At 65.3% G+C, this 22,719-nt stretch carries 21 protein-coding genes, 2 tRNA genes and 1 pseudogene; 12 read left to right on the forward strand and 12 right to left on the reverse strand.

The window, feature by feature from the left end:
- Nucleotides 1-67 precede the first annotated feature (67 nt).
- From ACHMWQ_RS19475 to ACHMWQ_RS19490, 4 genes are all read left to right on the forward strand, one after another.
- A complete protein-coding gene (locus ACHMWQ_RS19475; protein WP_354550326.1) occupies nucleotides 68-1,309 on the forward strand; it encodes an MFS transporter in 1,242 nt (413 codons plus the stop codon).
- 94 nt (nucleotides 1,310-1,403) lie between these two features.
- Complete coding sequence (locus tag ACHMWQ_RS19480) at nucleotides 1,404-1,556, forward strand: DUF3309 family protein (protein WP_266329490.1); 153 nt, start codon at nucleotides 1,404-1,406, stop codon at nucleotides 1,554-1,556.
- 164 nt (nucleotides 1,557-1,720) lie between these two features.
- Nucleotides 1,721-2,962, forward strand: coding sequence for an MFS transporter (locus ACHMWQ_RS19485; protein ID WP_396308733.1), 1,242 nt, complete (start codon nucleotides 1,721-1,723; stop codon nucleotides 2,960-2,962).
- Nucleotides 2,963-3,062: 100 nt separating this feature from the next.
- Complete coding sequence (locus ACHMWQ_RS19490) at nucleotides 3,063-3,209, forward strand: DUF1127 domain-containing protein (RefSeq protein WP_396308734.1); 147 nt, start codon at nucleotides 3,063-3,065, stop codon at nucleotides 3,207-3,209.
- A 24-nt stretch (nucleotides 3,210-3,233) separates the two neighbouring features.
- Here ACHMWQ_RS19490 and ACHMWQ_RS19495 read toward each other — a convergent pair whose 3' ends face one another.
- On the reverse strand, nucleotides 3,234-4,127 hold the full coding sequence (locus ACHMWQ_RS19495) for a trypsin-like peptidase domain-containing protein (protein WP_396308735.1): 894 nt from the start codon (nucleotides 4,125-4,127) through the stop codon (nucleotides 3,234-3,236).
- A gap of 171 nt (nucleotides 4,128-4,298) precedes the next feature.
- Between ACHMWQ_RS19495 and ACHMWQ_RS19500 the strand changes: the two genes are divergently transcribed.
- Nucleotides 4,299-4,841, forward strand: a complete 543-nt coding sequence (locus tag ACHMWQ_RS19500; protein ID WP_396308736.1) for a sterol desaturase family protein — start codon at nucleotides 4,299-4,301, stop codon at nucleotides 4,839-4,841.
- A 261-nt stretch (nucleotides 4,842-5,102) separates the two neighbouring features.
- On the opposite strand, the gene ACHMWQ_RS19505 is transcribed toward ACHMWQ_RS19500, so the two are convergent.
- The 3 genes from ACHMWQ_RS19505 to ACHMWQ_RS19515 all read right to left on the reverse strand — a co-directional run bounded on the left by ACHMWQ_RS19505 (nucleotide 5,103) and on the right by ACHMWQ_RS19515 (nucleotide 5,773).
- The gene (locus ACHMWQ_RS19505; protein WP_396308737.1) at nucleotides 5,103-5,387 is read right to left on the reverse strand and encodes a hypothetical protein; all 285 of its coding nucleotides are present in this window, start codon (nucleotides 5,385-5,387) and stop codon (nucleotides 5,103-5,105) included.
- A gap of 173 nt (nucleotides 5,388-5,560) precedes the next feature.
- A tRNA-Lys gene (locus ACHMWQ_RS19510) sits at nucleotides 5,561-5,636 on the reverse strand.
- A gap of 61 nt (nucleotides 5,637-5,697) precedes the next feature.
- Nucleotides 5,698-5,773: transfer RNA gene (locus ACHMWQ_RS19515), tRNA-Lys, on the reverse strand.
- A 226-nt stretch (nucleotides 5,774-5,999) separates the two neighbouring features.
- Between ACHMWQ_RS19515 and ACHMWQ_RS19520 the strand changes: the two genes are divergently transcribed.
- The gene (locus ACHMWQ_RS19520) at nucleotides 6,000-8,207 is read left to right on the forward strand and encodes an esterase-like activity of phytase family protein (protein WP_396309488.1); all 2,208 of its coding nucleotides are present in this window, start codon (nucleotides 6,000-6,002) and stop codon (nucleotides 8,205-8,207) included.
- 358 nt (nucleotides 8,208-8,565) lie between these two features.
- Here ACHMWQ_RS19520 and ACHMWQ_RS19525 read toward each other — a convergent pair whose 3' ends face one another.
- Nucleotides 8,566-10,134, reverse strand: a complete 1,569-nt coding sequence (locus tag ACHMWQ_RS19525) for a 2-isopropylmalate synthase (protein WP_396308738.1) — start codon at nucleotides 10,132-10,134, stop codon at nucleotides 8,566-8,568.
- A 396-nt stretch (nucleotides 10,135-10,530) separates the two neighbouring features.
- On the opposite strand from ACHMWQ_RS19525, the gene ACHMWQ_RS19530 reads away from it, so the two are divergent.
- Entirely contained in the window at nucleotides 10,531-11,619 is a 1,089-nt protein-coding gene (locus ACHMWQ_RS19530; RefSeq protein ID WP_396308739.1) for a glycosyltransferase, read from the forward strand.
- 446 nt (nucleotides 11,620-12,065) lie between these two features.
- On the opposite strand, the gene ACHMWQ_RS19535 is transcribed toward ACHMWQ_RS19530, so the two are convergent.
- A complete protein-coding gene (locus ACHMWQ_RS19535) occupies nucleotides 12,066-12,974 on the reverse strand; it encodes a PhzF family phenazine biosynthesis protein (protein ID WP_396308740.1) in 909 nt (302 codons plus the stop codon).
- Nucleotides 12,975-13,151: 177 nt separating this feature from the next.
- On the opposite strand from ACHMWQ_RS19535, the gene ACHMWQ_RS19540 reads away from it, so the two are divergent.
- Together ACHMWQ_RS19540 and ACHMWQ_RS19545 are read left to right on the forward strand one after the other, a co-directional pair.
- The gene (locus ACHMWQ_RS19540; RefSeq protein ID WP_396308741.1) at nucleotides 13,152-13,517 is read left to right on the forward strand and encodes a BA14K family protein; all 366 of its coding nucleotides are present in this window, start codon (nucleotides 13,152-13,154) and stop codon (nucleotides 13,515-13,517) included.
- Between the two features lie 76 nt (nucleotides 13,518-13,593).
- Complete coding sequence (locus ACHMWQ_RS19545; RefSeq protein ID WP_396308742.1) at nucleotides 13,594-13,944, forward strand: hypothetical protein; 351 nt, start codon at nucleotides 13,594-13,596, stop codon at nucleotides 13,942-13,944.
- A gap of 50 nt (nucleotides 13,945-13,994) precedes the next feature.
- Here ACHMWQ_RS19545 and ACHMWQ_RS19550 read toward each other — a convergent pair.
- A pseudogene (locus ACHMWQ_RS19550) lies at nucleotides 13,995-15,021 on the reverse strand (hydroxyacid dehydrogenase).
- A 372-nt stretch (nucleotides 15,022-15,393) separates the two neighbouring features.
- Here ACHMWQ_RS19550 and ACHMWQ_RS19555 point away from each other — a divergent pair.
- On the forward strand, nucleotides 15,394-15,759 hold the full coding sequence (locus tag ACHMWQ_RS19555; protein WP_396308743.1) for a BA14K family protein: 366 nt from the start codon (nucleotides 15,394-15,396) through the stop codon (nucleotides 15,757-15,759).
- Nucleotides 15,760-15,903: 144 nt separating this feature from the next.
- Here the strand turns inward: ACHMWQ_RS19555 and ilvC are convergent, their stop codons facing one another.
- Together ilvC and ACHMWQ_RS19565 are read right to left on the reverse strand one after the other, a co-directional pair.
- Nucleotides 15,904-16,923 carry a ketol-acid reductoisomerase gene (gene ilvC, locus ACHMWQ_RS19560; protein WP_354550350.1) on the reverse strand — a complete coding sequence of 340 codons (1,020 nt, stop codon included), beginning with the start codon at nucleotides 16,921-16,923 and terminating at the stop codon, nucleotides 15,904-15,906.
- A gap of 14 nt (nucleotides 16,924-16,937) precedes the next feature.
- Entirely contained in the window at nucleotides 16,938-17,615 is a 678-nt protein-coding gene (locus ACHMWQ_RS19565) for a TetR/AcrR family transcriptional regulator C-terminal domain-containing protein (protein WP_396308744.1), read from the reverse strand.
- A gap of 255 nt (nucleotides 17,616-17,870) precedes the next feature.
- Between ACHMWQ_RS19565 and ACHMWQ_RS19570 the strand changes: the two genes are divergently transcribed.
- Complete coding sequence (locus ACHMWQ_RS19570; RefSeq protein ID WP_396308745.1) at nucleotides 17,871-18,911, forward strand: LLM class flavin-dependent oxidoreductase; 1,041 nt, start codon at nucleotides 17,871-17,873, stop codon at nucleotides 18,909-18,911.
- A 76-nt stretch (nucleotides 18,912-18,987) separates the two neighbouring features.
- On the opposite strand, the gene ACHMWQ_RS19575 is transcribed toward ACHMWQ_RS19570, so the two are convergent.
- The gene (locus ACHMWQ_RS19575; protein WP_396308746.1) at nucleotides 18,988-19,473 is read right to left on the reverse strand and encodes a cupin domain-containing protein; all 486 of its coding nucleotides are present in this window, start codon (nucleotides 19,471-19,473) and stop codon (nucleotides 18,988-18,990) included.
- A 63-nt stretch (nucleotides 19,474-19,536) separates the two neighbouring features.
- Here ACHMWQ_RS19575 and ACHMWQ_RS19580 point away from each other — a divergent pair, with 63 nt between their 5' ends.
- Complete coding sequence (locus ACHMWQ_RS19580) at nucleotides 19,537-20,001, forward strand: MarR family winged helix-turn-helix transcriptional regulator (protein WP_396308747.1); 465 nt, start codon at nucleotides 19,537-19,539, stop codon at nucleotides 19,999-20,001.
- A gap of 44 nt (nucleotides 20,002-20,045) precedes the next feature.
- Here ACHMWQ_RS19580 and ilvN read toward each other — a convergent pair whose 3' ends face one another.
- Together ilvN and ACHMWQ_RS19590 are read right to left on the reverse strand one after the other, a co-directional pair.
- Entirely contained in the window at nucleotides 20,046-20,585 is a 540-nt protein-coding gene (gene ilvN, locus ACHMWQ_RS19585) for an acetolactate synthase small subunit (RefSeq protein ID WP_354550356.1), read from the reverse strand.
- Between the two features lie 159 nt (nucleotides 20,586-20,744).
- Nucleotides 20,745-22,511 carry an acetolactate synthase 3 large subunit gene (locus ACHMWQ_RS19590; RefSeq protein WP_396308748.1) on the reverse strand — a complete coding sequence of 589 codons (1,767 nt, stop codon included), beginning with the start codon at nucleotides 22,509-22,511 and terminating at the stop codon, nucleotides 20,745-20,747.
- Between the last annotated feature and the right edge of the window lie 208 nt (nucleotides 22,512-22,719).

Raw genomic sequence — 22,719 nt, forward strand, 5'->3', positions numbered from 1 at the left:
CATTCTGACCATCGCGCCGGGCGTCGCTTCCGGCGCTCCCAGCATCAGAGGTCTGGACCTCCCTCCCATGCCCGACACCACGGCTGCGCACAGGCGCAAGAGCTTCGGCGCCTTCCAACATCGCGGCTTCCTGTTCTATTGGCTGTCCCGCCTCTGTGCGACCTTCGCCGTCAACATGGTGAGCGTCTCCGTCGGCTGGCAGGTCTATGACCTGACGCGCGATCCCTTCGATCTGGGCCTGATCGGGCTAGTGCAGTTCCTGCCGGCGCTGCTGCTCGTCCTGGTGACGGGCTCGGTCGCCGACCGCTTCAACCGCCGCATGATCATGGCGCTCTGCCTGGCCGGCGAAGCCGTGGCCGTGATGGCGCTGCTGGCCTTCACCATCTCGGGCAGCGAGATGGTCGTCATCGTCTTCGGCATCCTGCTCTTCTTCGGCATCGTCCGCGCCTTCATGGGCCCGGCCTCGCAATCGCTGGCGCCCAATCTCGTGCCGACGCAGGATCTCGCCAGCGCCATCGCCTGGAATTCGTCCGCCTGGCAGATCGCGACCATCGTCGGCCCCGTCGCCGGCGGCCTGCTCTATGGCATCTCACCCGAGGCGCCTTATGCCGTCGCGCTGGCCATGATGATCATCGGCGCGATCCTGATCCTGCTGGTGCCGAAGCCGGCGCAGAAGATCCTCGGCGACAAGGCGAGCTGGGAAACGGTCATCGCCGGCTTCCGCTATGTCTGGAAGGAAAAGATCGTACTGGGCGCCATCTCGCTCGACCTGTTCGCCGTCCTGCTCGGCGGCGCCACGGCCCTGATGCCGATCTTCGCCCGCGACATCCTCGACGTCGGCCCGTGGGGCCTCGGCCTGCTGCGCGCCGCGCCGGCCGTCGGCGCATTGACGGTGGCGGCCTGGCTCGCCTTCCATCCGATCCGCAACCATGCCGGCCTGCTGCTGTTCGCGTTTGTCACCATGTTCGGCCTGACCACCATCGTCTTCGGCCTGTCGACGCTGGTCTGGGTTTCGGTCGTCGCCCTTATCCTGATGGGCGCCAGCGACATGGTCAGCGTCTATATCCGCGAAACCCTGATCCAGCTCTGGACGCCAGACGCCGTGCGCGGTCGGGTGAACGCCGTCAACATGGTGTTCGTCGGCGCCTCCAACGAGCTTGGCGAGTTCCGGGCCGGCATGTCGGCCGCCGTTTTCGGCGCCGTCAGCGCGGTGGTGATCGGCGGCGCGGGCACGGTTGCCGTCGCGGCGCTGTGGGCCCGGTTCTTCCCGGATCTGCGCCGCGCCCGCCATCTCGACGGACGCCCCTGATCCCAACGAAATGGATCCTTGGGACGGCGCGTTTCACGGAACCGAAACAGGCCCGCCGCATTGAGCTTCATATGAGCCAATTCGGGGAGCTGACATGAGTACCATTCTTCTCATTATCATCGTGATCCTGGTGATCGCAGCGCTGCCCAGTTGGCCCTACAGCTCCGGCTGGGGCTACTACCCGAGCGGCGGTCTCGGCCTGATCCTGATCATTCTTCTGATCCTCCTGCTGATGGGCAGGCTCTAGCCTGAACCAGAAAATGGCCTCCCTCGGGAGGCCATTTTTCTTTTGGGCGCGGCGACGCCCGACTCGCTCCTAGCAGCGAACCCCTCGCGGATTGCATTCCAGCACTATCCCCGCGCCGCCCATTGCGGTAGCTGACGCATCCCTGCCTATGGATCGCGTCTCCCATGCACCACCCTGATTCCGCCGTCGACGAAGCCCGCACCTCGCGCGAACGAATGCTGGCCTGCCTGATCGTTGTCATCGCCACCCTCTCGACCATGGTGTCGATCGATCTGGTTCTGCCGGCAATCCCGACCCTGCCCTCGCTGCTGGGCGGCGATCCGCAGGCGGCGCAATATGTGCTCGCGACCTATATGGGCGGCTCCAGCATCGGCCTGATCCTGTTCGGCAGCATCGCCCATCGCTTCGACGCACGAAAGCTGCTGGCTTGGTCGCTGCTGGCCTATGCGATCGTTTCGGCGCTGGCGGCGCTTTCGACCGATATCTGGACGCTGAACGCCATCCGCGTCGTCCAGGGCGCGACCTCGGCCGGCGCGGCGGTCCTCCCCGCCCCCATGCTGCGCCGACTTTTCAGCGACACCGGCGCGGTGCGCGCCATTTCCGTCATCGGCAGCATCCAGTCGCTGGTGCCGGGCCTGGCGCCGCTGATCGGTGCGTGGCTGCTGCATGTCTCCGGCTGGCAGGCCTCGTTCATCGTGCCGGCCGTCCTGGGCGGGCTCGTCTCCGCCGTCATCTTCATCAAGCCGTCGCTGCTGCCGGCCAATCCGGAGATGCAGGCCGGCCAGACGCGCGGCGGCTATTGGGCGCTGCTCCGCAATCGGCCGTATCTGCGCTATGCCCTCAGCCACTCGCTGATCCTCGGCGGCCTGATCACCTTCGTCTTTAGCGCGCCCTACATCATGGTCGAGACGATGGGCGGCACGGTGGAGGCCTTCGTCCTGTTCCAGCTCCTGAGCGTCGCCATGTTCGTGGTGACCTCCAATCTGGCCGGCGTGTTCGTGCATCGCTGGGGTCCGGAGCGGCTGGTCACCATCGGCACGCTGATGGTCGGCGCCTCGGCGATCGCCCTTCTGGTCTATGCCTTTGCCGGCGGCTCCAGCATCGTCGTACTGCTGTTCATCATGTTGCCGGTTCCGGGCGGGCTGGGACTTCGCGGCGGCGTCGGCTTCGTCAAGTCGCTGGCGGCTTCCGCCCCCGACGAGGGGCGCGGCTCGGCGGCGCTGATGCTGGCGATCACGCTGCTGCCGACCATCGGCACGGCGCTCGTGGCGCCGTTCATCCAGTTCGGCCTGCCGGCGCTGGCCATCGCCTTCGCGGTCATCACCCTGCCGGCGATCGCCGCGATCTACCTGCTGCCGCGCTATGAGGGCGCGGCGAGCAGCACGGCGGCGCTGCATCTCGGCTAGCCGCCGCGCGCCGTGACAGCGTTCACAGCGCCCGGCCTGACGCTACGGTATCAACCCCTCGCCGACGGATGAACCGCCGGTCTTGCAGGGAGATACCATCATGAAGAACGCGCTCAACCTTCCGCGCTGGCTGCGTCGTCGCCAGGATCGCCGGATCCTGATGTCGATGGACGATCGCATGCTTGCCGATGTCGGCATCAGCCGGTCGCAGATCGACCTCTATCTCTCCGGCGCGCGCGGCCGCTGAGATGACCGGGATCCGACCCCAGCGTCAGGAACCGCCGGCAGCCATTGCCCGGCCGGCGGCGAGAATGGCGGCGTCAGCTCCCAGGGCTGTGGTGACGCTGCCGCCCTTCTCGTTATAGGGCGCGCCCTTGTAGCGCGGATCCCGCCATGGCCCCGTGGTGATGGTGATGCCGCGAAAGACCAGTTGGCCATTAACGCGCGACAGGTTCATGCCGCCCGACGAGGCGCCGGTCGCATCGCAATCCGTCCGGAAAAACGAGGTCGCCGCCGCCGAGCGCGACTTGTCGATGGCGCGCCGCACCTGGCACCCCTGCGCGACGGGAATGTCGCGATCGACTTCCTTCTCCATCTCGGCCGGATGCGCGGTGATGACGATCAGCTTGTCGCCATTCTGCACCGGCACGTCCGGCACAACCGGAAACGGCACGGCGCCCGCCAGGGGCTCGACCAGCCGCACGATCGCATAATCATTGTTCGATCCCGCCTTCGGCTTCTTGGAGCCGAAATGCGTCCGGTCGTCGACGATCAGGTCGATCATCGGCCCATCGACGCTCTGCGGACGGAAGAAGCATTTCCAGCGCCGCTTGCCCGAGGGCTCGAAGAAGACATGCGCCGCGGTGAGGATCTGCTGGTTGTTCAGGAACAGCGCCGCCGATCCGACGGAAGGCGATGGCGACAGGCAACCGACATAGCCCGAGACGCTGCGGATGCGCGAAATCTCGCTGCGGGTGAGGCCAAGCGAAGGCCCGATCTTGAGCAGCGAATCGCGGTCATCCGTGCCGTCGATGATGTTCACCCGCTGCAGCAGCTGCGCCGACCGCTCAGGTTGCAGGTCCGCGAAACCGATCCGAGTCGAGAGATCCATGGCCTGGGAAGCGGCGGGAAGCAGCAGGGCGAGGCAGAAAGTGAGGATGCGCATGGCGCGACCATGCCATGCCGGTGCGATGCCGTCACCTGCCTCGCGGGCCCGAAATGGGTCTGTCGAACATATTTGGTCGCACCCTCGGATCGCCACTTGTAGTGAAGCTGTTAAGCTGGCTCAATTCAAGATGACGCTCCTGTAGACGTGTATCCAGACTAGGTTGGCGAAATGCAGTTGAGACCCGTCACGTATTATTCCGACTTCGTCATCTACCCAATCACGCTAGCCGGGCTGGTCTTGGCTGTCGTGTTCTGGCAGGGACACATCAATCCTCTCGTCTGGATCGCCGCCTTTGGCGTCGGCCTGTGCGTGTGGACCTTCGCCGAGTATTGGATCCATCGCGGTATCCTGCACAACGTTGTCTATTTCCGCGATCTGCACGAGACGCATCACGCCGCGCCGACCGCGCTGATCGGCACGCCGATCTGGCTGTCCTTCTTCGTCATCGCCGCCGTCGTGTTCTGGCCGAGCTGGCACCTGTTCGGCTTCGGCGTCGCGAGCGGTTTCACGGCCGGCGTCACCACCGGCTATCTCAGCTACAGTTTCGTGCACCACGTGCTGCACCACTGGCACCCGCCGCACGATTCCTACCTGTACAAGGTCAAGCGCCGGCACGCCCTTCACCACCACAGCGGCGATGAAGGCAATTTCGGCGTCACGACACTGTTCTGGGATCACGTCTTCGGCACGACGCTGCCGAAGGCCAGGTGAAGGCGCGGGAGGCAACTCGCCCTCGGAGAAGTGGGCTAGCCTTAGGGATTGCGTATAGCCGGCAGCCAGCGCAAGGGGATGAGAAAGCCCCTCACCCAACCCTCTCCCGCAAGCGGGCGAGGGCTTTCCGGCCGGCTTGGCGGCGCCTTTGAGACCGAACTGACGGGCCTCGGTCTGCCCCCTCTCCCGTCCACGGGAGAGGGCTGGGGTGAGGGTCTTTCGGCGTCCGGCCTTGGAATCTCAGCTGTCCGAAATCAACCTTCAGCCGTCATTCGCCGAGCTGAGCTCTTCCGGGCGCTTGCCTTCGTCGATATGGTTGCGCTGGAGCCGCACGCCGGGCCCGCCCTCGAGCATCTGGCCCTCGTCCTCGAAGATGATGCCGGCAGTCTGCAGCGTGTCCCGCAGCGTCTCGTAGACGTGCGGCGGCACGACCTCGCCGGCGTCGAAGCGCAGCGCCGCATCGGCCGGAACACCCGCGTGCCGCGCCAGATCCTCGACGCTCCAGCCAAGACCCGCCAGCGCCATCCTGCATTGAAGGACATTCATGTCGGCTCACCACTCCTTGTTGTCGTCGGGCCAGTAGACCATCCGCCCGCCCGCTGGGCAATCAACCGCGCGGACGCCGGGACGTTCCCGTATCAGTCGGGCAACTCCGTGGGTCTGGCAAGGTCCGGAAACGAACAAGGCCGCCAGTCGGAGACTGGCGGCCTTGTCGAAGATGGTGGGTGCACTAGGGATCGAACCTAGGACAAGCTGATTAAGAGTCAGCTGCTCTACCAACTGAGCTATGCACCCATTCGCTGACATCACAGAGCGAAAACAAGAAGGCTCTGGAACCCGCGAACGGTCGGGAATTTGGTGGGTGCACTAGGGATCGAACCTAGGACAAGCTGATTAAGAGTCAGCTGCTCTACCAACTGAGCTATGCACCCATTCCGTGGCGGCCTCGAAGCCTTCGCCGCGACGCCCGGAACGAGGCGGTATGTAGCAAAGCGCTCCCGGCCTGTCCAGCCGCCCTTTCAATGGACTGTGGAAATCTTCGAAAGCCAGGCGGCAAGCCACGGGAAACTGTCATTCTCCCGTCATGCGCGCTCGGTCTATTGCCGGCAATCCTTGGCGCTCTCCGCCCCGGACCTCTCTGAAATGATTGAGGAAACCATGCTCAAGCCGATCCTGCGCAGCGCGCTCGCAGCCAGCCTCCTGGCGGGCACCGCCCTCGCCTCCCACGCCGCGGAAAACTTCAACCGCATCGCGACCTTCCATGTCGTCGACAACCTGCCTGCCGATGCCGACGCGAAGCAAAAGACGGTCGCCGAGATCATCACCGCGACTGCGGACGGCAAGACGCTGGTCTATACCGACAGCCCCGGCGAGCGCATCGGCCTGATCGACATCACCGATCCGAAGACCCCGAAGCCTGCGGGAACCGTGGCGCTCGGCGGCGAGCCGACCTCGACCGTCGTCGCCAACGGCTTCGCCCTGGTCGGCGTCGTCACCTCCAAGTCGAAGAGCGAGCCCTCGGGCCATCTCGCCATCGTCGACCTCGCCTCCAAGAGCGTGAAGGCTACCTGTGATCTCGCCGGCCAGCCGGATTCGCTCGCCAAGAGCCCGGACGGCAAATTCCTCGCCATCGCGATCGAGAACGAGCGCGACGAGGACATCAATGAAGGCGCCATCCCGCAGCTGCCGGGCGGCAACCTGACCAGCTTCGCGATTGGCGCCGATGGTGCCGTCGATTGCGCCAGCAAGATGGTCATCGACGTCACGGGCCTTGCCGACGTCGCCCCGACCGATCCCGAGCCGGAATTCGTCGATATCAACGACAAGAACCAGGTCGTTCTCACCCTGCAGGAGAACAACCACATCGTCATCGCCGACCTCGCCACCGGCAAGGTCGTGAAGCATTTTTCAGCTGGCACCGTCGATCTCGATGGCATCGACGTGAAGAAGGACGGCGTGATCGACCTTTCCGGCAAGATGGAAAAGGTCGCCCGCGAGCCGGACGGCGTGCAGTGGATCGACTCCAATCGCTTCTTCACCGCCAATGAGGGCGACTGGAAGGGCGGCTCGCGCGGCTTCTCGATCTTCAACGTCGACGGCACGCTCGAATATGACTCGGGCACCGCGCTCGAATACGAGACCGTCCGCCTCGGCCACTACCCGGAAAAGCGCAACAAGAAGGGCAACGAGCCGGAAGGCGCCGAAGTCGCGACGTTTGGCGCGGACAAGCTGATCTTCGTCGGCTCCGAGCGCGCCTCGCTAGTCGGCGTCTACAAGGACGAGGGCGCCGGCAAAGCCCCGACCTTCCTTCAGGCGCTGCCGGGCGGCATCGGCCCGGAAGGCCTGCTCGCCATCCCCTCACGCAACCTGTTCGTGACGGCCGCCGAAAACGATCTGCGCGAGGACGGCCTGATCGGCTCCGTCGTGACGATCTATGAGCGCAGCGACGCGCCGGCCGCCTACCCGACCCTCGTCTCCGCCAACAAGAACGGCAAGCCGATCGGCTGGGCCGCCCTCTCGGGCACGGTTGCCGACGCCAAGGAGGCCGGCAAGCTCTACGCCGTCATCGACAGCGCGCAGAAGATCGGCCGCATCCTGACCATCGACGCCACCCAGACTCCGGCCGTCATCACCGACGAGATGACGGTCACCAAGGATGGCAAGCCGGTCGAGAACCTCGACCTCGAAGGCATCGCGCTTTCGAACGATGGCGGCTTCTGGCTCGCCTCGGAAGGCAATCCCGAGCGCGAGAAGAACAAGACCCAGTCCTCGCTCGTCCGTGTCGACGCCAAGGGCGTCGTACAGGAAGAGATCGCCCTGCCGGAAGCGCTGGCCCAGCACGCCACGCGATTCGGCTTCGAAGGCGTGACGGTCGTCGGCACCGGCGCCGACGAGACGGTCTGGGTCGCCGTGCAGCGCGAATGGAAGGACGATCCCAAGGGCTTCACCAAGCTCCTCGCCTACAAGCCTGCGTCGAAGGAATGGGCGGCCGTGCTCTACCCGCTCGACAAGGCGGAAAAGGGATGGGTCGGGCTGTCCGAGCTGACCGCCGTTCCCGGCGGCCTCGTCGCCATCGAGCGCGACAACCAGATCGGCCGCGACGCGAAGATCAAGAAGCTGACCTTCGTCTCGCTGGACGGCGTCAAGCCGGTACCGCTCGGCGGCGAACTGCCCAAGGTCGCCAAGGAAGACCTCTACGACCTGCTGCCGGCCCTGCAGGCGACGAATGGCTACGTCCTCGACAAGATCGAGAGCTTCGCCATCGACGCTGCCGGCAATGGCTATGCGATCACCGACAATGACGGCGTCGACGACCATTCCGGCGAGACGCAGTTCCTGCGCCTGGATTTCTCCCTGCCGGAATAAGACGGCATTCGGATCGACGGAAACGGCGTCCTGCGAAAGCAGGGCGCCGTTTCGCTGCTGGGGACGCTATTTCACTCGGCGGGGACGGATTCCAGGGCTGGCCCAAGGCTCCGCCATCATCCTGAGGTGCCCGGCGAAGCCGGGCCTCGAAGGAGGGTCCAGTGACCACGCAGGCCGGGCACGATCGTATGCGGCGAGAGGCGTCACGCTGGATCCTCCTTCGAGGCTTCGCTCTCGCGAAGCACCTCAGGATGATGGCGGAGCAACCGTCGTTGAAGGCCCCTATCCGCGAAAGTGCCGTCACAAACGAAAACGGCCGCGTCATCGACGCGGCCGTTGGCATTCAAACGTCACCCGATCAGGCGTTGACGGCCTGGGCGTGCTGGCGCTGGCGCTTCACCGTCAGCTTGTTCAGGCTGGAGAGATACGCCTTGGCCGAGGCAACCATGGTATCCGGGTCGGCGCCCTTGCCGGTGACCGACTTGCCGTCTTCCTCGAGCCGGACCGAAACCTCGGCCTGCGCGTCGGTGCCTTCGGTGACCGCGTGCACCTGATAGAGCGACAGCGTCGCCTCATGCGGGACAATCGCCTTGATCGCGTTGAAGATCGCGTCGACCGGGCCGTTGCCGGAGACTTCCTTGGTGACGTGCGAGCCTTCGACGTCGAGGCTGATGATCGCCTTGGCGGCGCCGCCGGTGCCGGCGATGACGGTCAGCGACAACAGGCGGATCGATTCGGCCGCAGTTGCGACCTCGTCGCCGATCAGCGCCTCGATATCCTCGTCATAGACATGCTTCTTGCGGTCCGCCAAATCCTTGAAGCGCTTGAAAGCGTCCTCCAGGGCGTTGTCGCCGACCTCGTAGCCCAATTCCTTCAGCTTCTCGCGGAAAGCATGGCGGCCCGAATGCTTGCCCATGACCAGCGAGGTCGCCTTCACGCCGACGCTCTCCGGCGTCATGATCTCGTAGGTTTCGGCGTTCTTCAGCATACCATCCTGATGGATGCCGCTTTCATGCGCGAAGGCGTTCCGGCCGACGATCGCCTTGTTGTACTGGACCGGGAAAGCCGAAACGTTGGAGACGAGCTTCGAGGCGCGGGTCAGCATGGTCGCGTCGATGTTGCTGTCATAGGGCATGACATCGCGGCGGGTGCGGATCGCCATGACGATCTCTTCCAGCGCCGCATTGCCGGCGCGCTCGCCGAGGCCGTTGATCGTGCATTCGATCTGGCGCGCGCCGCCAGCGATACCCGCCAGCGAATTGGCGACGGCCAAGCCCAGATCGTTATGGCAGTGGGTCGAGAAGATTGCCTTGTCGGAATTGGGCACGCGCTCGATCACCTGGCGGAACATCGCCGCATATTCGTCGGGCACGGCATAGCCAACCGTATCGGGCAGGTTAATCGTGGTGGCGCCGGCCTTGATGGCGGCGTCGACGCAGCGGACCAGATATTCGATCGGCGTGCGAGTGGCGTCCATCGCCGACCACTCGACATCCTCGACCAGGTTGCGCGCCTGCGCAACCGTGGCGGCGATGATGTCGAGCACCTGCTCCTCGGTCTTGCGCATCTGATGCGCCAGATGAATCGGCGAGGTCGAGACGAAGGTGTGGATGCGCGAACGCTTGGCGACGCGGACCGCCTCGCCGGCGCGGATGATGTCGCCGGAGATGGCGCGAGCGAGGCCGGCGATGGTGACATTGTCACCCGCGCGCTTGGCGATCTCGTGCACAGCCTCGAAATCGCCCTGGCTGGCGATCGGGAAGCCGGCTTCGATCACGTCGACGCCCATGTCTTCGAGCAGTTCGGCGACTTCGATCTTTTCTTCGAACGTCATCGAGGCGCCGGGGCACTGCTCGCCGTCGCGCAAGGTCGTGTCGAAGATGACGATCCGGTCCTTGGACGAGGACGAGTTGGCATTCGCGGTCATTCTGGTCTTCCTTATCGGGTGCCCGACTCGCGCATGGCGATCAGGGCATGAATGGCGGAGGTCTTCGCTTTCATTCCCCTGAGTGCCCGCCCGACATGGGGCAGCCGACGCTCAGGGGCGTCTAAGGAGAAGCAGACCACGAAGAGCGGACATGGCACGGCCGGTCGCGTCGGACGCAACCTGGAACCCGGAACCATGAATCGTGAAGAGCTGCACGCTCTCGCCCTCGTTTGCATTCCGCCGGACCGCGCGGCGTCACGCCGGGATCAGACTGCAAGACCCATAGCAAAGGACCCCTATCGGAAGCAAGGCGACAATCGGACCTTCGCCGTTTCTGTTGCATGGGGATTTGGCGGGTTGCTATAGACCACGCGAAGCAGAGGACCGGGCCCCACCATGACCGTCGACGAAGCCAGGACGCGTGGCGGCCGCCCGTTGCGCATTCTCGATATCAACACGCGCCTGTTCCATCATGCAGCCCCCGACCAGACCGACTTCTTCTGGTCGGGCCGGAAGCCCGGCGGCGCGAACGCGCCCCTGCTCGGCCCCGGCGCCTTCTTCCGCACGATGCGAATGCTGCGCGACGGCGACTATGATCTGGTCGTCGTGGACGGGCCGACGCTTCCCGCCTGGCATCCGCGCACCTGGCTGACGGCGTTGCGCGATTATCACGTGCGCGCGCCCAAGGCGCTGTTCGCCATTGCCGCCACGCGGCTGATGCATCGCTTCCACGACGTGCCCGTGGCGGTGATCGACATCAATGATTCCTTCGGCGTGGGTAAGCACAATTTCCGCCTGATCGACCGCTGCCACAGCTATTTCAAGCGCGAGCTCACCGCCGACAAATGGCAGGTGTTCTTCAAGTCGAGCCATTGGGACCTGCCCGGCCGGCGCTGGCGGCTGAAGAAGAGCTCGCAGCGCCGGATCCACAAACTGAAGCCGATCCATCTCGGCTATCCCGGCCGGCTCGCCAGCCAGCCGACGACGGTGAAGACGTCGGACGTGTTCTTCGCCGGCGACACGCACCCGAACAGCAGCGTGCGCAGCGAAGGCATCGAGGAATTGCTGGCGCTGCGCAACGAGGGCTACATCATCGACGTGCCGGATGGCCCGCTCGATCGCGCCACCTTCCACCACCGCCTCGCCTCGGCCCGGCTCGCCTGGTCGCCAATGGGCTATGGTTGGGATTGCTATCGCCACTACGAGTCGAGCGAACTCGGCACCGTACCGATGATGAACTATCCGACGATCTGCCAGCACAGGCCGTTCCGCAATGGCGAGCATTGCTTCTACTATTCGCCCGAACCGGGCGGCCTCGCGCGCGCCGTGCGCGGCGCCCTGCAGGACCCCGACCGCCTCGCCGGCATGGCCGTCGCGGCGCGGGCCTTCACGCTGGAAAACCACACGATCCGCGCCCGCGCGGAATATGTGGTGACTACGGTGCTGGGGCGTTCGCTGGACGGAGAACCGGCGGCGGTGGCGTGAGAGAGCTCTACGTTGACATCGTAGGGGGCTGAGGTTCGGATCAGGCTCCGTTTCGACAGGGCTGGACAACTTCCCTCACCTCTTCCTGAGGGAGAGGTGAGGGAAGCCTCTAACCGCACCGCCAACATCCTGAGGTGCTTCGCGCCAGCGAAGCCTCGAAGGAGGCTCCAGCGGAGAACGCCAGGTTTGCCGTCCTGACTTGTCATTCCCTGGACGCTCCTTCGAGGCCCGGCTTTGCCGGGCACCTCAGGATGATGGCTGCGGGTGAGACACCGAGCAGCAGGAAAAAAGCAAGCCCCGACCCCACCCTCCCCCGAAGCCAAGCGAGGGCTTTAGGGCCCCGCGGGATCGAGATGGGGGAGCTCCAATTTTCCCCCTCTCCCGCACGGGGAGAGGGCTGAGGTGAGGGTCTGTTGGCGAAAGCCACCCGACGCCCTGCAGAAGACCTAGATATCCAGCGTTCCCCGGGCGATCAGCACGGTGTCGCCGCCGATCCGGCTGGCGAACAGGGCGTGATTCTCGATGTCGACCTCGAGCGAGATCAGGCTCGGGCGGTCGATTTCAAAACCCTGCTCGATGACGAAGCGATGCGTGCCCGAGGGCAACTGGTCGAAGGCCGCGACAGCGCCGGCGAAGGCGGCGGCGGCGGAGCCCGTCGCCGGGTCCTCGATGATGCCTTCGCCGAGCCAGAACATGCGCGCGTGAAACTGGTGCTCGTTGGTCGTGGTCTCGCGCGTGTAGAGATAGACGCTGCCGACGCCCTCCGGCAGCACGCTCTTCCAGTTCTGGATCACCGGCCTGGCGCGGGCGATGGCCGAGAGATCGCGCACCGGCACCAGCAGATAGGGCACACCGGCCGAATAGACCGACGGGCGGTGGTTCTCGCAGCCCAGTTGCGAGGGCTCCAGCCCCAGCATCGCCGCCAGCGCTGCGTCGTCGATGTCGGCCTCGATCTTTTCCGCCTGGCGCGGCACGTCGAAGATGGCGTGGCCCGCCTTGCCGGAATGCAGCGCCACAGCGCAGCGGATGTCGCCGACCTTTTCCTCGACGACGAAGACGGCATCCTGCCCGGCCGCATCCGGACCAAAGGTTTCGAGCGCCAGCAGCACCGCCGTGCCGACGGTCGGGTGGCCGGCAAACGGCATTTCATAGGCCGGGCAGAAGATGCGCAGATGCGCGCGATGGCCAGGCCGTTCCGGCGGCAGGACGAACACCGTCTCGGCCAGGTTGAACTCGCGCGTGATCGCCTGCATGCGCTCGTCGCTCAGCCCCTCGCTATCGAGGACCACGGCAAGCTGATTGCCCTGAAGCGGGGTTTTGGCAAACACGTCGAGAAGGGCAAAACGGCGGGACAAGGCAACCTCATGCGTCGATCGGAACTAGATGATCCGTCATAGCACGGCGGGAAGCGGCGCGGCCTCTGTGATGGCATTCATAGCGGCGAAGGCCGCGTTTTGGTGTGCTCCGGTCATTCAGCGAGCGTTCAGGTCGCCCCCTCTAAAACCGCATCAATGCCTACCGGAGATACCAGCATGAAGAAGATCGCAGCCGCCGCTCTTGCTACCCTCATCGGGATCACCGCCGTCGTCGGCACGGCGCAGACCGCCTCGGCCGAAAACGGCCGCAACGCCGCCCTGGCAGCCGGCGCGGCCGTCGGCCTCGGTGTCGGCGCCCTGCTCGCCGCGCCCCGCTACGACAATGGCTACGAGGTCGCCCCGCCCCGTTACGCCGCCCCGGTCTATGACGATGGCTACCGTGCACCGCCGCGCCGCGTCGTCCGCGCCAATTGGCGCGCCCACACCGAGTGGTGCTACGACAACTACCGCTCCTATGACGAGCGCACCGATACCTTCATCGGTCGCGACGGCAACGAATATCGCTGCCGCGGTTCCTACTAAACGTTCCGTTTCGGGACAGGCAGCCGGTTGAACGCGCTGCCTGTCCCGGCCCGTTTCCGGTCCCTGTCTCCGACCGTTGACCGCCGAGGTTTACCCCCGCCCGCGAATCCAGGATGCTGCAGTCTGTTTTCATACAAGCCGCAGTCTGCCGTTCCCCGTGTCGAAGAATCTTAAATATCTCGCCGCCTTCATCGGCATCGAAATCTTTCTGCTGATCGCATTCATCTTTCGGGATGCGATCTGGAGCGCCAATCGAATCCCGGCGATCATGTCCCGCAACGAACGCCTGATCCGGCTGATCGTCGGAGACTGGGCCTTCGAGCGCTACATCGAAATCTCGATCCTTCTTTCGATGGCGGTCTTCCTCCTGGCCATCGTCGGCACGATCCGGAAGATCCGAAAAGCGCAGCTCCAGCAAAGCCGCTAGGCGGAAGAACCTCGAAAGGTCTCCCGCCTTTGCGTTTCGGCGGGGTGGCTTCAGGTCACGCTGACGGGCTTCGAGCGCAGCCGGCTTGCGAGCGCCGGATCGGCGCGACGGCAAAGTTGCGGCGGCAGGCCGCGCAGGATCAGTTCCGCATCCGCCACCGCCATCCGGCCGATCGAAAACAGCGCGTCGACCGTGCCGCCGGTCCGGTGCGCGGAGAGCAGAATGCCCTCCATCTGGCGTACCGGATCATCGGCCGGCACCGGCTCCTCCGGGAACACGTCGGTTGCGACGCGGATATGGCCGGAGCGGACCGCGTCAAGCATGGCCGGGAAATCGACCACCGCCGCGCGGCTCATCAGCAGGAAGGCGGCGCCCTTCTGCATCAGCGCGAATTCGCGGGCGCCCAGGAAGCCCTGGTTCTCGCCCGTCACCGCCGCGAAGACGAACACCACCTGGCTGGTCGAAAGCAGTTCGTCCAGCGAGGCGGGCGTGCAGTCATGACGCTCGATGATCTCGTCCGGCAGCCAGGGGTCGAACACCTTGACCGGATTCTTGAACGGCCGGATCAGCTCGCGCAGATTCTTGCCGAGATCACCAAGCCCGATGATGCCGACCGAGGCGCCGGCGAAGCGGAAGGTCTCGGCGTTGGCAGCGAGGCCATATCTGCTCCGTGCCGGCGCGAAACGCGCGATCCGCCGCCGTAATGCCGCGCGCCAGGTCGATCGCCATGCCGAGGGCGGCCTCCGCCACCGGGGCGGCAAAGGCCGAGCCCGGCGTCAGCACCCAGATGTTGCGTTCCTGGCAGGCCTGGTAGTCGATATTGGGCAGGAAGTTGGTCTCGACATTGATGACCCCCTTCAGCTTCTTCGCCCGGTCGAGCCGCTCGCGCGGCAATGCGGTCTGGCCGAAGATCAGGACCGTCTCCGGCAGCAACTCGTCAATTTGCGCGTCAGACATCGGCGCATCTTCCGAGATCACCACCCGGCCCAGCTTTTCCAGCCGCGCGCGGACATCCGGTTCCATGATCAGATCCAGCGTCCGCGGCAGCGGATCGACCAGAATAATTCCTTCAGCCAATGCAGTTCCTCCCAATCGTGATTGGGCGTCAGCCTAGGCCAGTTTGTCCGGCCTTCGCCATAGGTTGACGGGGCGAGAGCTCTCGTCCACCGACTTTTTCTAGAGATCGGCCTCGGCGAAGATCGGCCCGCGCCCTCCTTGCGCGGGCCCACGATCACCCGGCAACAGGCCGCCCGACGCGACGACATCCGCCACGCCCGGATGCGACGCGGCGAATGCGTCTATTCTTGGTTTAAATTGGGTTAATTCAACAACGGGGATGCTACCTAAGGTAGTTTTACAACCGAAACCTGAAGTTCTCCAGTCATAGTTTTGCCCCGATGCGCACGGATATTCGCGTCATCACAGGCTTCACGAACAGGAGGCTTCACGATGAGAAGCTTCGTTACCGCGTCTCTCGCTGGCGTTCTCGGCATTCTTGCCGTTACGGCAACGGCTTCGACAGCGTCGGCGGACCGCTGGCACGGCGGGCCGCGCTATTATGGCCATTATCACCGCGACAATAGCGGCGCCGTCATTGGCGGCCTCGCCGCCGGCACGCTGCTCGGCCTCGGCATCGGCGCCATCGCGTCGCAACCGCGCGCCTATGCCGACGACTACGAGGTTCCGCCGCCGCGCGGCGCCGCCTGGCGCGCGCATGTCGACTATTGCCTCGACCGCTACCGCAGCTACAGCCCGGAGACCGATACGTTCATCGGCGCGGACGGCTACGAATATCGCTGCCGCGGCTCCTACTGAGCCGCCGCTGCCGGACATGCAAAAGCCCCGCGGGATCGCTCCCGCAGGGCATTTTTTTCGGTTCGGTGGCAGGAAGCCCCGCAATGTCCCCTCTCCCGCGAGCGGGAGAGGGTTGTGGCGAGGGCCCTTGCTGAAGCCGAAAGCTTAGTTGACGGACTTGTCGACCAGCTTGTTCTTGCCGATCCACGGCATCATCTCGCGCAGCTTGGCGCCGACGGCCTCGATCTGGTGTGCGTCGTTGTTGCGACGGATGGCCTTGAAGCGCGATGCGCCGGCCTTGTATTCCTGCATCCAGTCGGAGGTGAACTTGCCGGTCTGGATGTCGGTGAGGACGCGCTTCATCTCGGCCTTGGTCTCGGCGGTGACGATACGCGGACCCGTGACATACTCGCCCCACTCGGCGGTGTTCGAGATCGAGTAGTTCATGTTGGCGATGCCGCCCTCATAGATGAGGTCGACGATCAGCTTCACTTCGTGAAGGCACTCGAAATACGCCATTTCCGGCGCGTAGCCGGCTTCGACCAGCGTCTCGAAACCAGCGCGGATCAGCTCGACCAGGCCGCCGCAGAGAACGGCCTGCTCGCCGAACAGGTCGGTCTCGCACTCTTCCTTGAAGGTGGTCTCGATGATGCCCGAACGGCCGCCGCCAACGCCACAGGCGTAGGACAGAGCCAGGTCGAGCGCGTTGCCCGATGCGTCCTGCGAGATCGCGACGAGGCAGGGAACGCCGCCGCCCTTCTGGTATTCGCCGCGGACCGTGTGGCCCGGGCCCTTCGGCGCGATCATGACGACGTCGACGGTCTTCTTGGCTTCGATGAGGCCGAAGTGAACGTTGAGGCCGTGCGCGAAGGCGATCGCGGCGCCGTCACGGATGTTGGCGGCGATGTCGTCCTTGTAGATGTCGGCCTGCAGCTCGTCGGGAGCGGCCATCATCATCAGGTCGGCCCAGGCGGCTGCCTCGGCGACGGTCATGACCTTGAAGCCATCGGCCTCGGCCTTGGCGACGGTGTTCGAGCCGGCGCGCAGAGCGACGACAACGTCCTTGGCGCCCGAATCCTTGAGGTTCAGCGCATGGGCGCGGCCCTGGGAGCCGTAGCCGATGATCGCGACCTTCTTGGACTTGATCAGATTGAGATCGGCATCGCGATCGTAATAAACGCGCATGAGGGTGTTCCTTTCTATCCCGTCCGTTCGTTTCCCGCGCCGGCTCTCTCTGGAGCCGGTCCGGTATTTTCTTCCGTGCCATAGAGCCGGAAAAATTCCTTGATGGCCTGCGCCGCGCGCTTCGCCGGCTCCTCGCCGTCCAGGCTGTCGCCCAGCAGCAGGCGCACATGCATGTCGCGCACGATCAGGCCGTACAGCGTGCGATAGGCCTCGCGCGTGTCGGCGAAGTCAAGCAGCCGCTCCCGCCGCCCGCTTTCGAGCAGCGCCGAAAGCCGCGTCTCGATCGGCCGGCGGCCATGCTCACGCAAAAGCTGGCCCAGATCGGCCTCGCCGCGCTTGGCCTGGCCAATGGCGAGCCGGTTCAGCGCCAGCGACACGTCGCCGGCCAGCACCTTCAGCAGGGTGGCGGCGATCCCGGTCAGCTGCGCGGCCAGCGCCGCCCGGCCCGTCGAACCGGAACCCGCGGGTTCGGCCTTCACCTTGCTCGACTGGAAGGTGATCATCGCCGCCAGCAGGCCATCGCGATCGCCGAACCACTTGTAGAGGCTTTCCTTCGAGCAGTTCGCCGCCCGCGCCACGCCCGCCGTCGTCAGCGCCCGCTCGCCGCCCTCGACCAGCAGGCCGAGCGCGCTTTCCAGAACGGCGTTCTGGCGCGGCGAATAGGCCTCGGTCTGGGGCAGCGTCTCGTTCATGCGGCTTCCGGAATGTCCTTGCCAGGAGGCGGGGCGACCTGCCTCATGCTGCGTTGCAGCGTACCGTACGGTACGGTTCCAGTTGACTACAGCAAGCCCCGGAGGCGGTCAAGCTTCCCGATCACCGAAACGCGACAGGCCGTTCACCGAACGCGCTCTGGACGGGTAGGCCTTGCCGGGTTCATAGCCATGGGAAACGAGCGGCCTCGCGCCTATCTGAACAGTCATCGCCGCGTCCGCCCATGGAGAATTTCGTTGCAGAAAAAGATCGGCTTCCTTTCCTTCGGCCATTGGCAGGCCGCCCGCGGCTCGCAGACGCGCACAGCACAGGAGTCCCTGCTCCAGGCGATCGATCTCGCCGTCGCGGCCGAGGAGATCGGCATCGATGGCGCCTATTTCCGCGTCCACCATTTCGCCCGCCAGGCGGCGGCCCCCTTCCCCGTACTCGCGGCGATCGCAGCCCGCACCAAGCGGATCGAATTCGGCACCGCCGTCGTCGACATGCGCTACGAGAACCCGCTCTACATGGCCGAGGAGGCCGCGGCGACCGACCTGATCGGCGACGGAAGGCTGCAGCTCGGCATCAGCCGCGGCTCGCCCGAGCCTGCCGAGCGCGGCTGGGAGGCGTTCGGCTATGATTCCGGCGAGGATCTGAGTGGCGCCGACCTCGCCCGCACCCACACCGAACTGTTCCGCGCCGCCATCAAGGGCGCCGGCATCGCCAAGGCCGACCTGAAGATGACCGGCATGAGCGGCCGGCTGGCGATCCAGCCGCAATCGGCCGGCTTGCCGGAGCGCATCTGGTGGGGCGCCGGCACGCGCAAGACGGCGGTCTGGACCGCCGAGCACGGCATGAACCTGATGAGCTCGACCCTGCTTTCGGAAGATACCGGCGTGCCGTTCAGCGAATTGCAGGCCGAGCAGATCCAGCTCTATCGCGACGCCTGGAAAGCGGCCGGCTGGCAGCACGAGCCGCGCGTGTCGGTCTCGCGCAGCGTGATGCCGATCGTTGACGACGTCGACCGGATGTATTTCGGCGCCCGCGACGGCTCGGACCAGGACCAGGTCGGCTATCTCGGCGGCGGCATCGCCCGTTTCGGCAAGAGCTATATCGGCGCGCCGGACGTGATCGCGGCCGAACTGGCCAAGGACCAGGCCGTGCTCGACGCCGACACGCTGCTGCTGACGGTGCCGAACCAGCTCGGCGTCGAATACAATGCCAAGCTGTTGAAGACCATCGCCGACCACATCGCGCCGGCGATCGGGTGGAAGCGCGCCGAGCTGCAGCTCGCCTGAGGCAAGGCAACCGCCGACTTGCCCTCTCTCCCGCCACGCGGGAGAGAGGGCTGGGATGAGGGTATTCCTACCGCCCTCAGGCCTTCGCCACCGGCGGCGGTGCCGGCGTCAGGCCGTGGCGGCGCATGATTTCCAGCATCCGGGCGCGATCGGGCGGACCGCCGGCGGCCTCGTTGATCACCGCGAAGGTCTCGCGGAAATAATCCGGCCCGATCGCCGCCGGCGTGATCACGCAGAGCGCCTTCGCATCCTGCGTTCCCTGGTTGTCGAAGCGGTGCACCGCGCCGCGCGGGATGCAGAGCACCTCGCCGGGCCCGAGATCGATCCCCGCGCCATCGACCGTCCAGCGCAGCACGCCCTCCAGGCCATAGATCGTCTCTTCATAGTGATCGTGGCTGTGCGCCGGCGCGGGCAAACCTTCGGCATGCGGCACGGTGAGCTCGAAGGTGGCGACGCTGCCATTCGAGCTTTCGCCGGTCAGCAGGAAGCGGATGGAAAGCCCCTTGGTGGCGATGATTTCCTCGGCCGGATTGACGCGGAGGCCGGTGTCGGGCGCTGGCATCGAAAAGCTCCTTCGAGTAAACTGAATTTACGCATAGTGGTAAACTCCATTTACTGAAAGTCAATGACCCTGACAGCTCCCGACGCACCCGCCCTCTCCCCGGAGGATCCGCTGATCGGCGCGCTGCTGCGCGCGCCGGCGCAGGCGATCCACCGGCGCGTCATCCGCGAGCTGAACGCGGCCGGTTTCGACGAATTGCGCCTGCCGCATATTCCGGTGCTGCAATATCCGGGGCCGGATGGCGTGCGCCCCGCTGCGCTGGCCGAGCGCGTCGGCATGAGCAAGCAGGCGATCAACCAGCTGCTGCGCAGCCTGGAAGGCTTCGGCTATCTCGTGCGGTCGAATGTCGAGGGAGATGGCAGCGCGCGCGTCATCCGCTTCACGGAGCGGGGGCACGCCGCGTTCCGGAAAATCGTCGAGATCCAGCACGCGGTCGAGCGCGACTGGCGCGACGAACTGGGCGAGGCGGATTTCGCCGTGCTGAAGCGCGTGCTGATGCGGGCCTGGGGCCACGCCAAGCTCGGCTAGGCGGCGGATCCCCGGCCCGTGGCGGGCCGGGGCAAGGTCACGAATCAGGTTGCGTCGGCGCCGCGCGTGATGGCGGCGACGCCGGTGCGCGAGACTTCGACCAGGCCGAGCGGCTGCATCAGCAGGATGAACTGGTCGAGCTTGTCGGTGCGGCCGGTCAGCTCGAACACGAAGCTCTCGGTGGTCGCGTCGATGACGCGGGCGCGGAACGCGTCGGCGAGGCGCAGCGCCTCGACCCGGTCGTCGCCGGCGCCGCGCACCTTGATCAGCAGCAGCTCGCGCTCGATCGCCTTGCCGGTGACGGTCAGGTCGATGACCCGGTGCACCGGAACCATGCGCTCCAGCTGCGACTTGATCTGCTCGATCACCTGCGGCGGGCCCATGGTCACGACCGTGATGCGCGAGCGATGCTTCTCGTGCTCCGTCTCCGAGACGGTCAGGCTCTCGATATTGTAGCCGCGCCCCGAGAACAGGCCGATGACGCGGGCTAGGACGCCCGGCTCGTTGTCGACAAGCACCGATAGCGTGTGCTGCTCGGTCTTATCCTTGCCTTCCTTGATCGCGTAGACGGATCCGGGCTGCATGTTGTTCTCCAAATATTCGGCATCCGCCTGAAACAAGAACTCGCCGTCATCCCCGCGAAAGCGGGGATCCATTCAGCCGTGACGGTCCTCGGCTGAATGGATCCCGGGTCTCAGCTGCGCTTCGCCCGGGATGACGCCAAGTTTGGCATATCGAAAGACTCAGACCAGCGCCTTGCCGGCCGCGTCGATCGCGTTGGCGATCACTTCGTCCGTCGCCTCTTCCGCCAGCAGCATCTCGTTATGCGCCTTGCCCGAGGGGATCATCGGGAAGCAATTCGCGAGATTGGCGACGCGGCAATCGAACAGCACCGGTCCCTTGGCCGCGATCATCGCGTCGATCGCGCCTTCGAGCTCCGACGCCTTCTCGCAGCGCATGCCGACCGCGCCATAGGCTTCCGCCAGCTTGACGAAATCGGGCAGCGAGTCCGTGTAGGAGTGCGACAGGCGGTTGCCATGCAGCAGCTGCTGCCACTGGCGCACCATGCCCATATACTGGTTGTTCAGGATGAACACCTTGACCGGCAGCTCATGCTGGATTGCCGTCGACAGCTCCTGCATGTTCATCAGGATCGAGGCGTCGCCGGCAATGTCGATGCAGAGCGCGTCGCGATGCGCCGCCTGCGCACCGATCGCCGCCGGCAGGCCATAGCCCATCGTGCCCAGTCCGCCCGAGGTCATCCAGCGGTTCGGCTCGTCGAAGCCAAAGTACTGCGCCGCCCACATCTGGTGCTGGCCGACTTCCGTCGAGATGTAGACGTCCTTGCCCCGCGTCCGCTCATAGAGCGTGCGGATCGCATATTGCGGCAGGATCGTCTCGCTGTTCTGGCGGAAGCCGAGGCTGTTGCGCGCGCGCCAGCGGTCGATCTCGCCCCACCAGCTCTTCAGCGCGGCCTTGTCCGGCTTGTGGCCGGCCGATTTCCAGGCCGCCAGCATCGCCTTCAGCACATGCGCGACATCGCCGACAATGCCGATGTCGACGCGGACGTTCTTGTTGATCGAGGACGGATCGATGTCGATATGGATCTTCTTCGAGCCGGGCGAGAACCCGTCCAGGCGGCCGGTGATGCGGTCGTCGAAGCGCGCGCCGACATTGATCATGACGTCGCAGTCATGCATCGCATGGTTGGCTTCATAGGTGCCGTGCATGCCCAGCATTCCGAGCCACTGCTTGTCGGTCGCCGGGAACGCGCCGAGGCCCATCAGCGTCGACGTGACCGGGAAGCCAGTCAGATGCGCCAGCTCGCGCAGCAACTGCGAAGCCTCGGGGCCGGAATTGATGACGCCTCCGCCGGTATAGAAGATCGGCTTCTTCGCCTTGGCGATCATCTCGACGGCAGCCAGGATTGCATCCTGGTCGCCCTCAACGCGCGGACGATAGGTCTTGTGCTCGACCATCGCCGGACCGTTATAGGTGCCGGTGGCGAACTGGACGTCCTTCGGAATGTCGACGACGACCGGACCCGGACGGCCGGAACGCGCGACATAGAAGGCCTCGTGCAGGATGCGCGCGAGGTCGTTGACGTCCTTGACCAGCCAGTTGTGCTTGGTGCAGGGGCGCGTGATGCCGACGGTGTCCGCCTCCTGGAAGGCGTCCGAGCCGATCAGATGCGTCGCGACCTGGCCGGTGATGCAGACCATGGGGATGGAATCCATCAGCGCGTCAGCGAGCGGGGTCACCATGTTGGTGGCGCCGGGGCCGGACGTGACGAGCGCGACGCCGACCTTGCCGGTGGAGCGGGCATAGCCTTCGGCCGAATGCCCGGCTCCGCCTTCCTGGCGGACGAGGATGTGCTGGACCTTGTCCTGCTGGAACAGCTCGTCATAGATCGGCAGCACCGAGCCGCCGGGATAACCGAAGAGGTGTTCCACGCCCTGGTCGATCAATGCCTGAACGACCATCTCTGCGCCGGTCATCTGCCGTGTCATCGTTTCGCTCCGTCGCGGACGCTCATCGCCGGGTCCGCCTTTTGTCAGTTCCATCAAGCCAATAAAAAAGGCCCTCTCGGGGCCCATTTTCGCGCACTACCTATCGTGACGGCTTTAGACCATCAGGCAGTGCGCTCTCTAAGTACAATAACGTCGCGGCGGATCATGTCCGGGCCCCTCGAATTGAATTCGCCGGAACATGGCGCAG

The organism is Kaistia sp. UC242_56 (assembly GCF_044452255.1).
In the GTDB taxonomy this organism is placed as follows: Bacteria; Pseudomonadota; Alphaproteobacteria; order Rhizobiales; family Kaistiaceae; genus Kaistia; species Kaistia defluvii_A.

Excerpts from the sequence above, each read along its gene's own strand:
- ACHMWQ_RS19475 (WP_354550326.1), top strand. The coding sequence starts at position 68 with ATGCCCGACACCACGGCTGCGCACAGGCGCAAGAGCTTCGGCGCCTTC.
- ACHMWQ_RS19480 (WP_266329490.1), top strand. The coding sequence starts at position 1,404 with ATGAGTACCATTCTTCTCATTATCATCGTGATCCTGGTGATCGCAGCG.
- ACHMWQ_RS19485 (WP_396308733.1), top strand. The coding sequence starts at position 1,721 with ATGCACCACCCTGATTCCGCCGTCGACGAAGCCCGCACCTCGCGCGAA.
- ACHMWQ_RS19490 (WP_396308734.1), top strand. The coding sequence starts at position 3,063 with ATGAAGAACGCGCTCAACCTTCCGCGCTGGCTGCGTCGTCGCCAGGAT.
- ACHMWQ_RS19495 (WP_396308735.1), bottom strand. The coding sequence starts at position 4,127 with ATGCGCATCCTCACTTTCTGCCTCGCCCTGCTGCTTCCCGCCGCTTCC.
- ACHMWQ_RS19500 (WP_396308736.1), top strand. The coding sequence starts at position 4,299 with ATGCAGTTGAGACCCGTCACGTATTATTCCGACTTCGTCATCTACCCA.
- ACHMWQ_RS19505 (WP_396308737.1), bottom strand. The coding sequence starts at position 5,387 with ATGAATGTCCTTCAATGCAGGATGGCGCTGGCGGGTCTTGGCTGGAGC.
- ACHMWQ_RS19520 (WP_396309488.1), top strand. The coding sequence starts at position 6,000 with ATGCTCAAGCCGATCCTGCGCAGCGCGCTCGCAGCCAGCCTCCTGGCG.
- ACHMWQ_RS19525 (WP_396308738.1), bottom strand. The coding sequence starts at position 10,134 with ATGACCGCGAATGCCAACTCGTCCTCGTCCAAGGACCGGATCGTCATC.
- ACHMWQ_RS19530 (WP_396308739.1), top strand. The coding sequence starts at position 10,531 with ATGACCGTCGACGAAGCCAGGACGCGTGGCGGCCGCCCGTTGCGCATT.
- ACHMWQ_RS19540 (WP_396308741.1), top strand. The coding sequence starts at position 13,152 with ATGAAGAAGATCGCAGCCGCCGCTCTTGCTACCCTCATCGGGATCACC.
- ACHMWQ_RS19555 (WP_396308743.1), top strand. The coding sequence starts at position 15,394 with ATGAGAAGCTTCGTTACCGCGTCTCTCGCTGGCGTTCTCGGCATTCTT.
- ilvC (WP_354550350.1), bottom strand. The coding sequence starts at position 16,923 with ATGCGCGTTTATTACGATCGCGATGCCGATCTCAATCTGATCAAGTCC.
- ACHMWQ_RS19565 (WP_396308744.1), bottom strand. The coding sequence starts at position 17,615 with ATGAACGAGACGCTGCCCCAGACCGAGGCCTATTCGCCGCGCCAGAAC.
- ACHMWQ_RS19575 (WP_396308746.1), bottom strand. The coding sequence starts at position 19,473 with ATGCCAGCGCCCGACACCGGCCTCCGCGTCAATCCGGCCGAGGAAATC.
- ACHMWQ_RS19580 (WP_396308747.1), top strand. The coding sequence starts at position 19,537 with ATGACCCTGACAGCTCCCGACGCACCCGCCCTCTCCCCGGAGGATCCG.
- ilvN (WP_354550356.1), bottom strand. The coding sequence starts at position 20,585 with ATGCAGCCCGGATCCGTCTACGCGATCAAGGAAGGCAAGGATAAGACC.
- ACHMWQ_RS19590 (WP_396308748.1), bottom strand. The coding sequence starts at position 22,511 with ATGACACGGCAGATGACCGGCGCAGAGATGGTCGTTCAGGCATTGATC.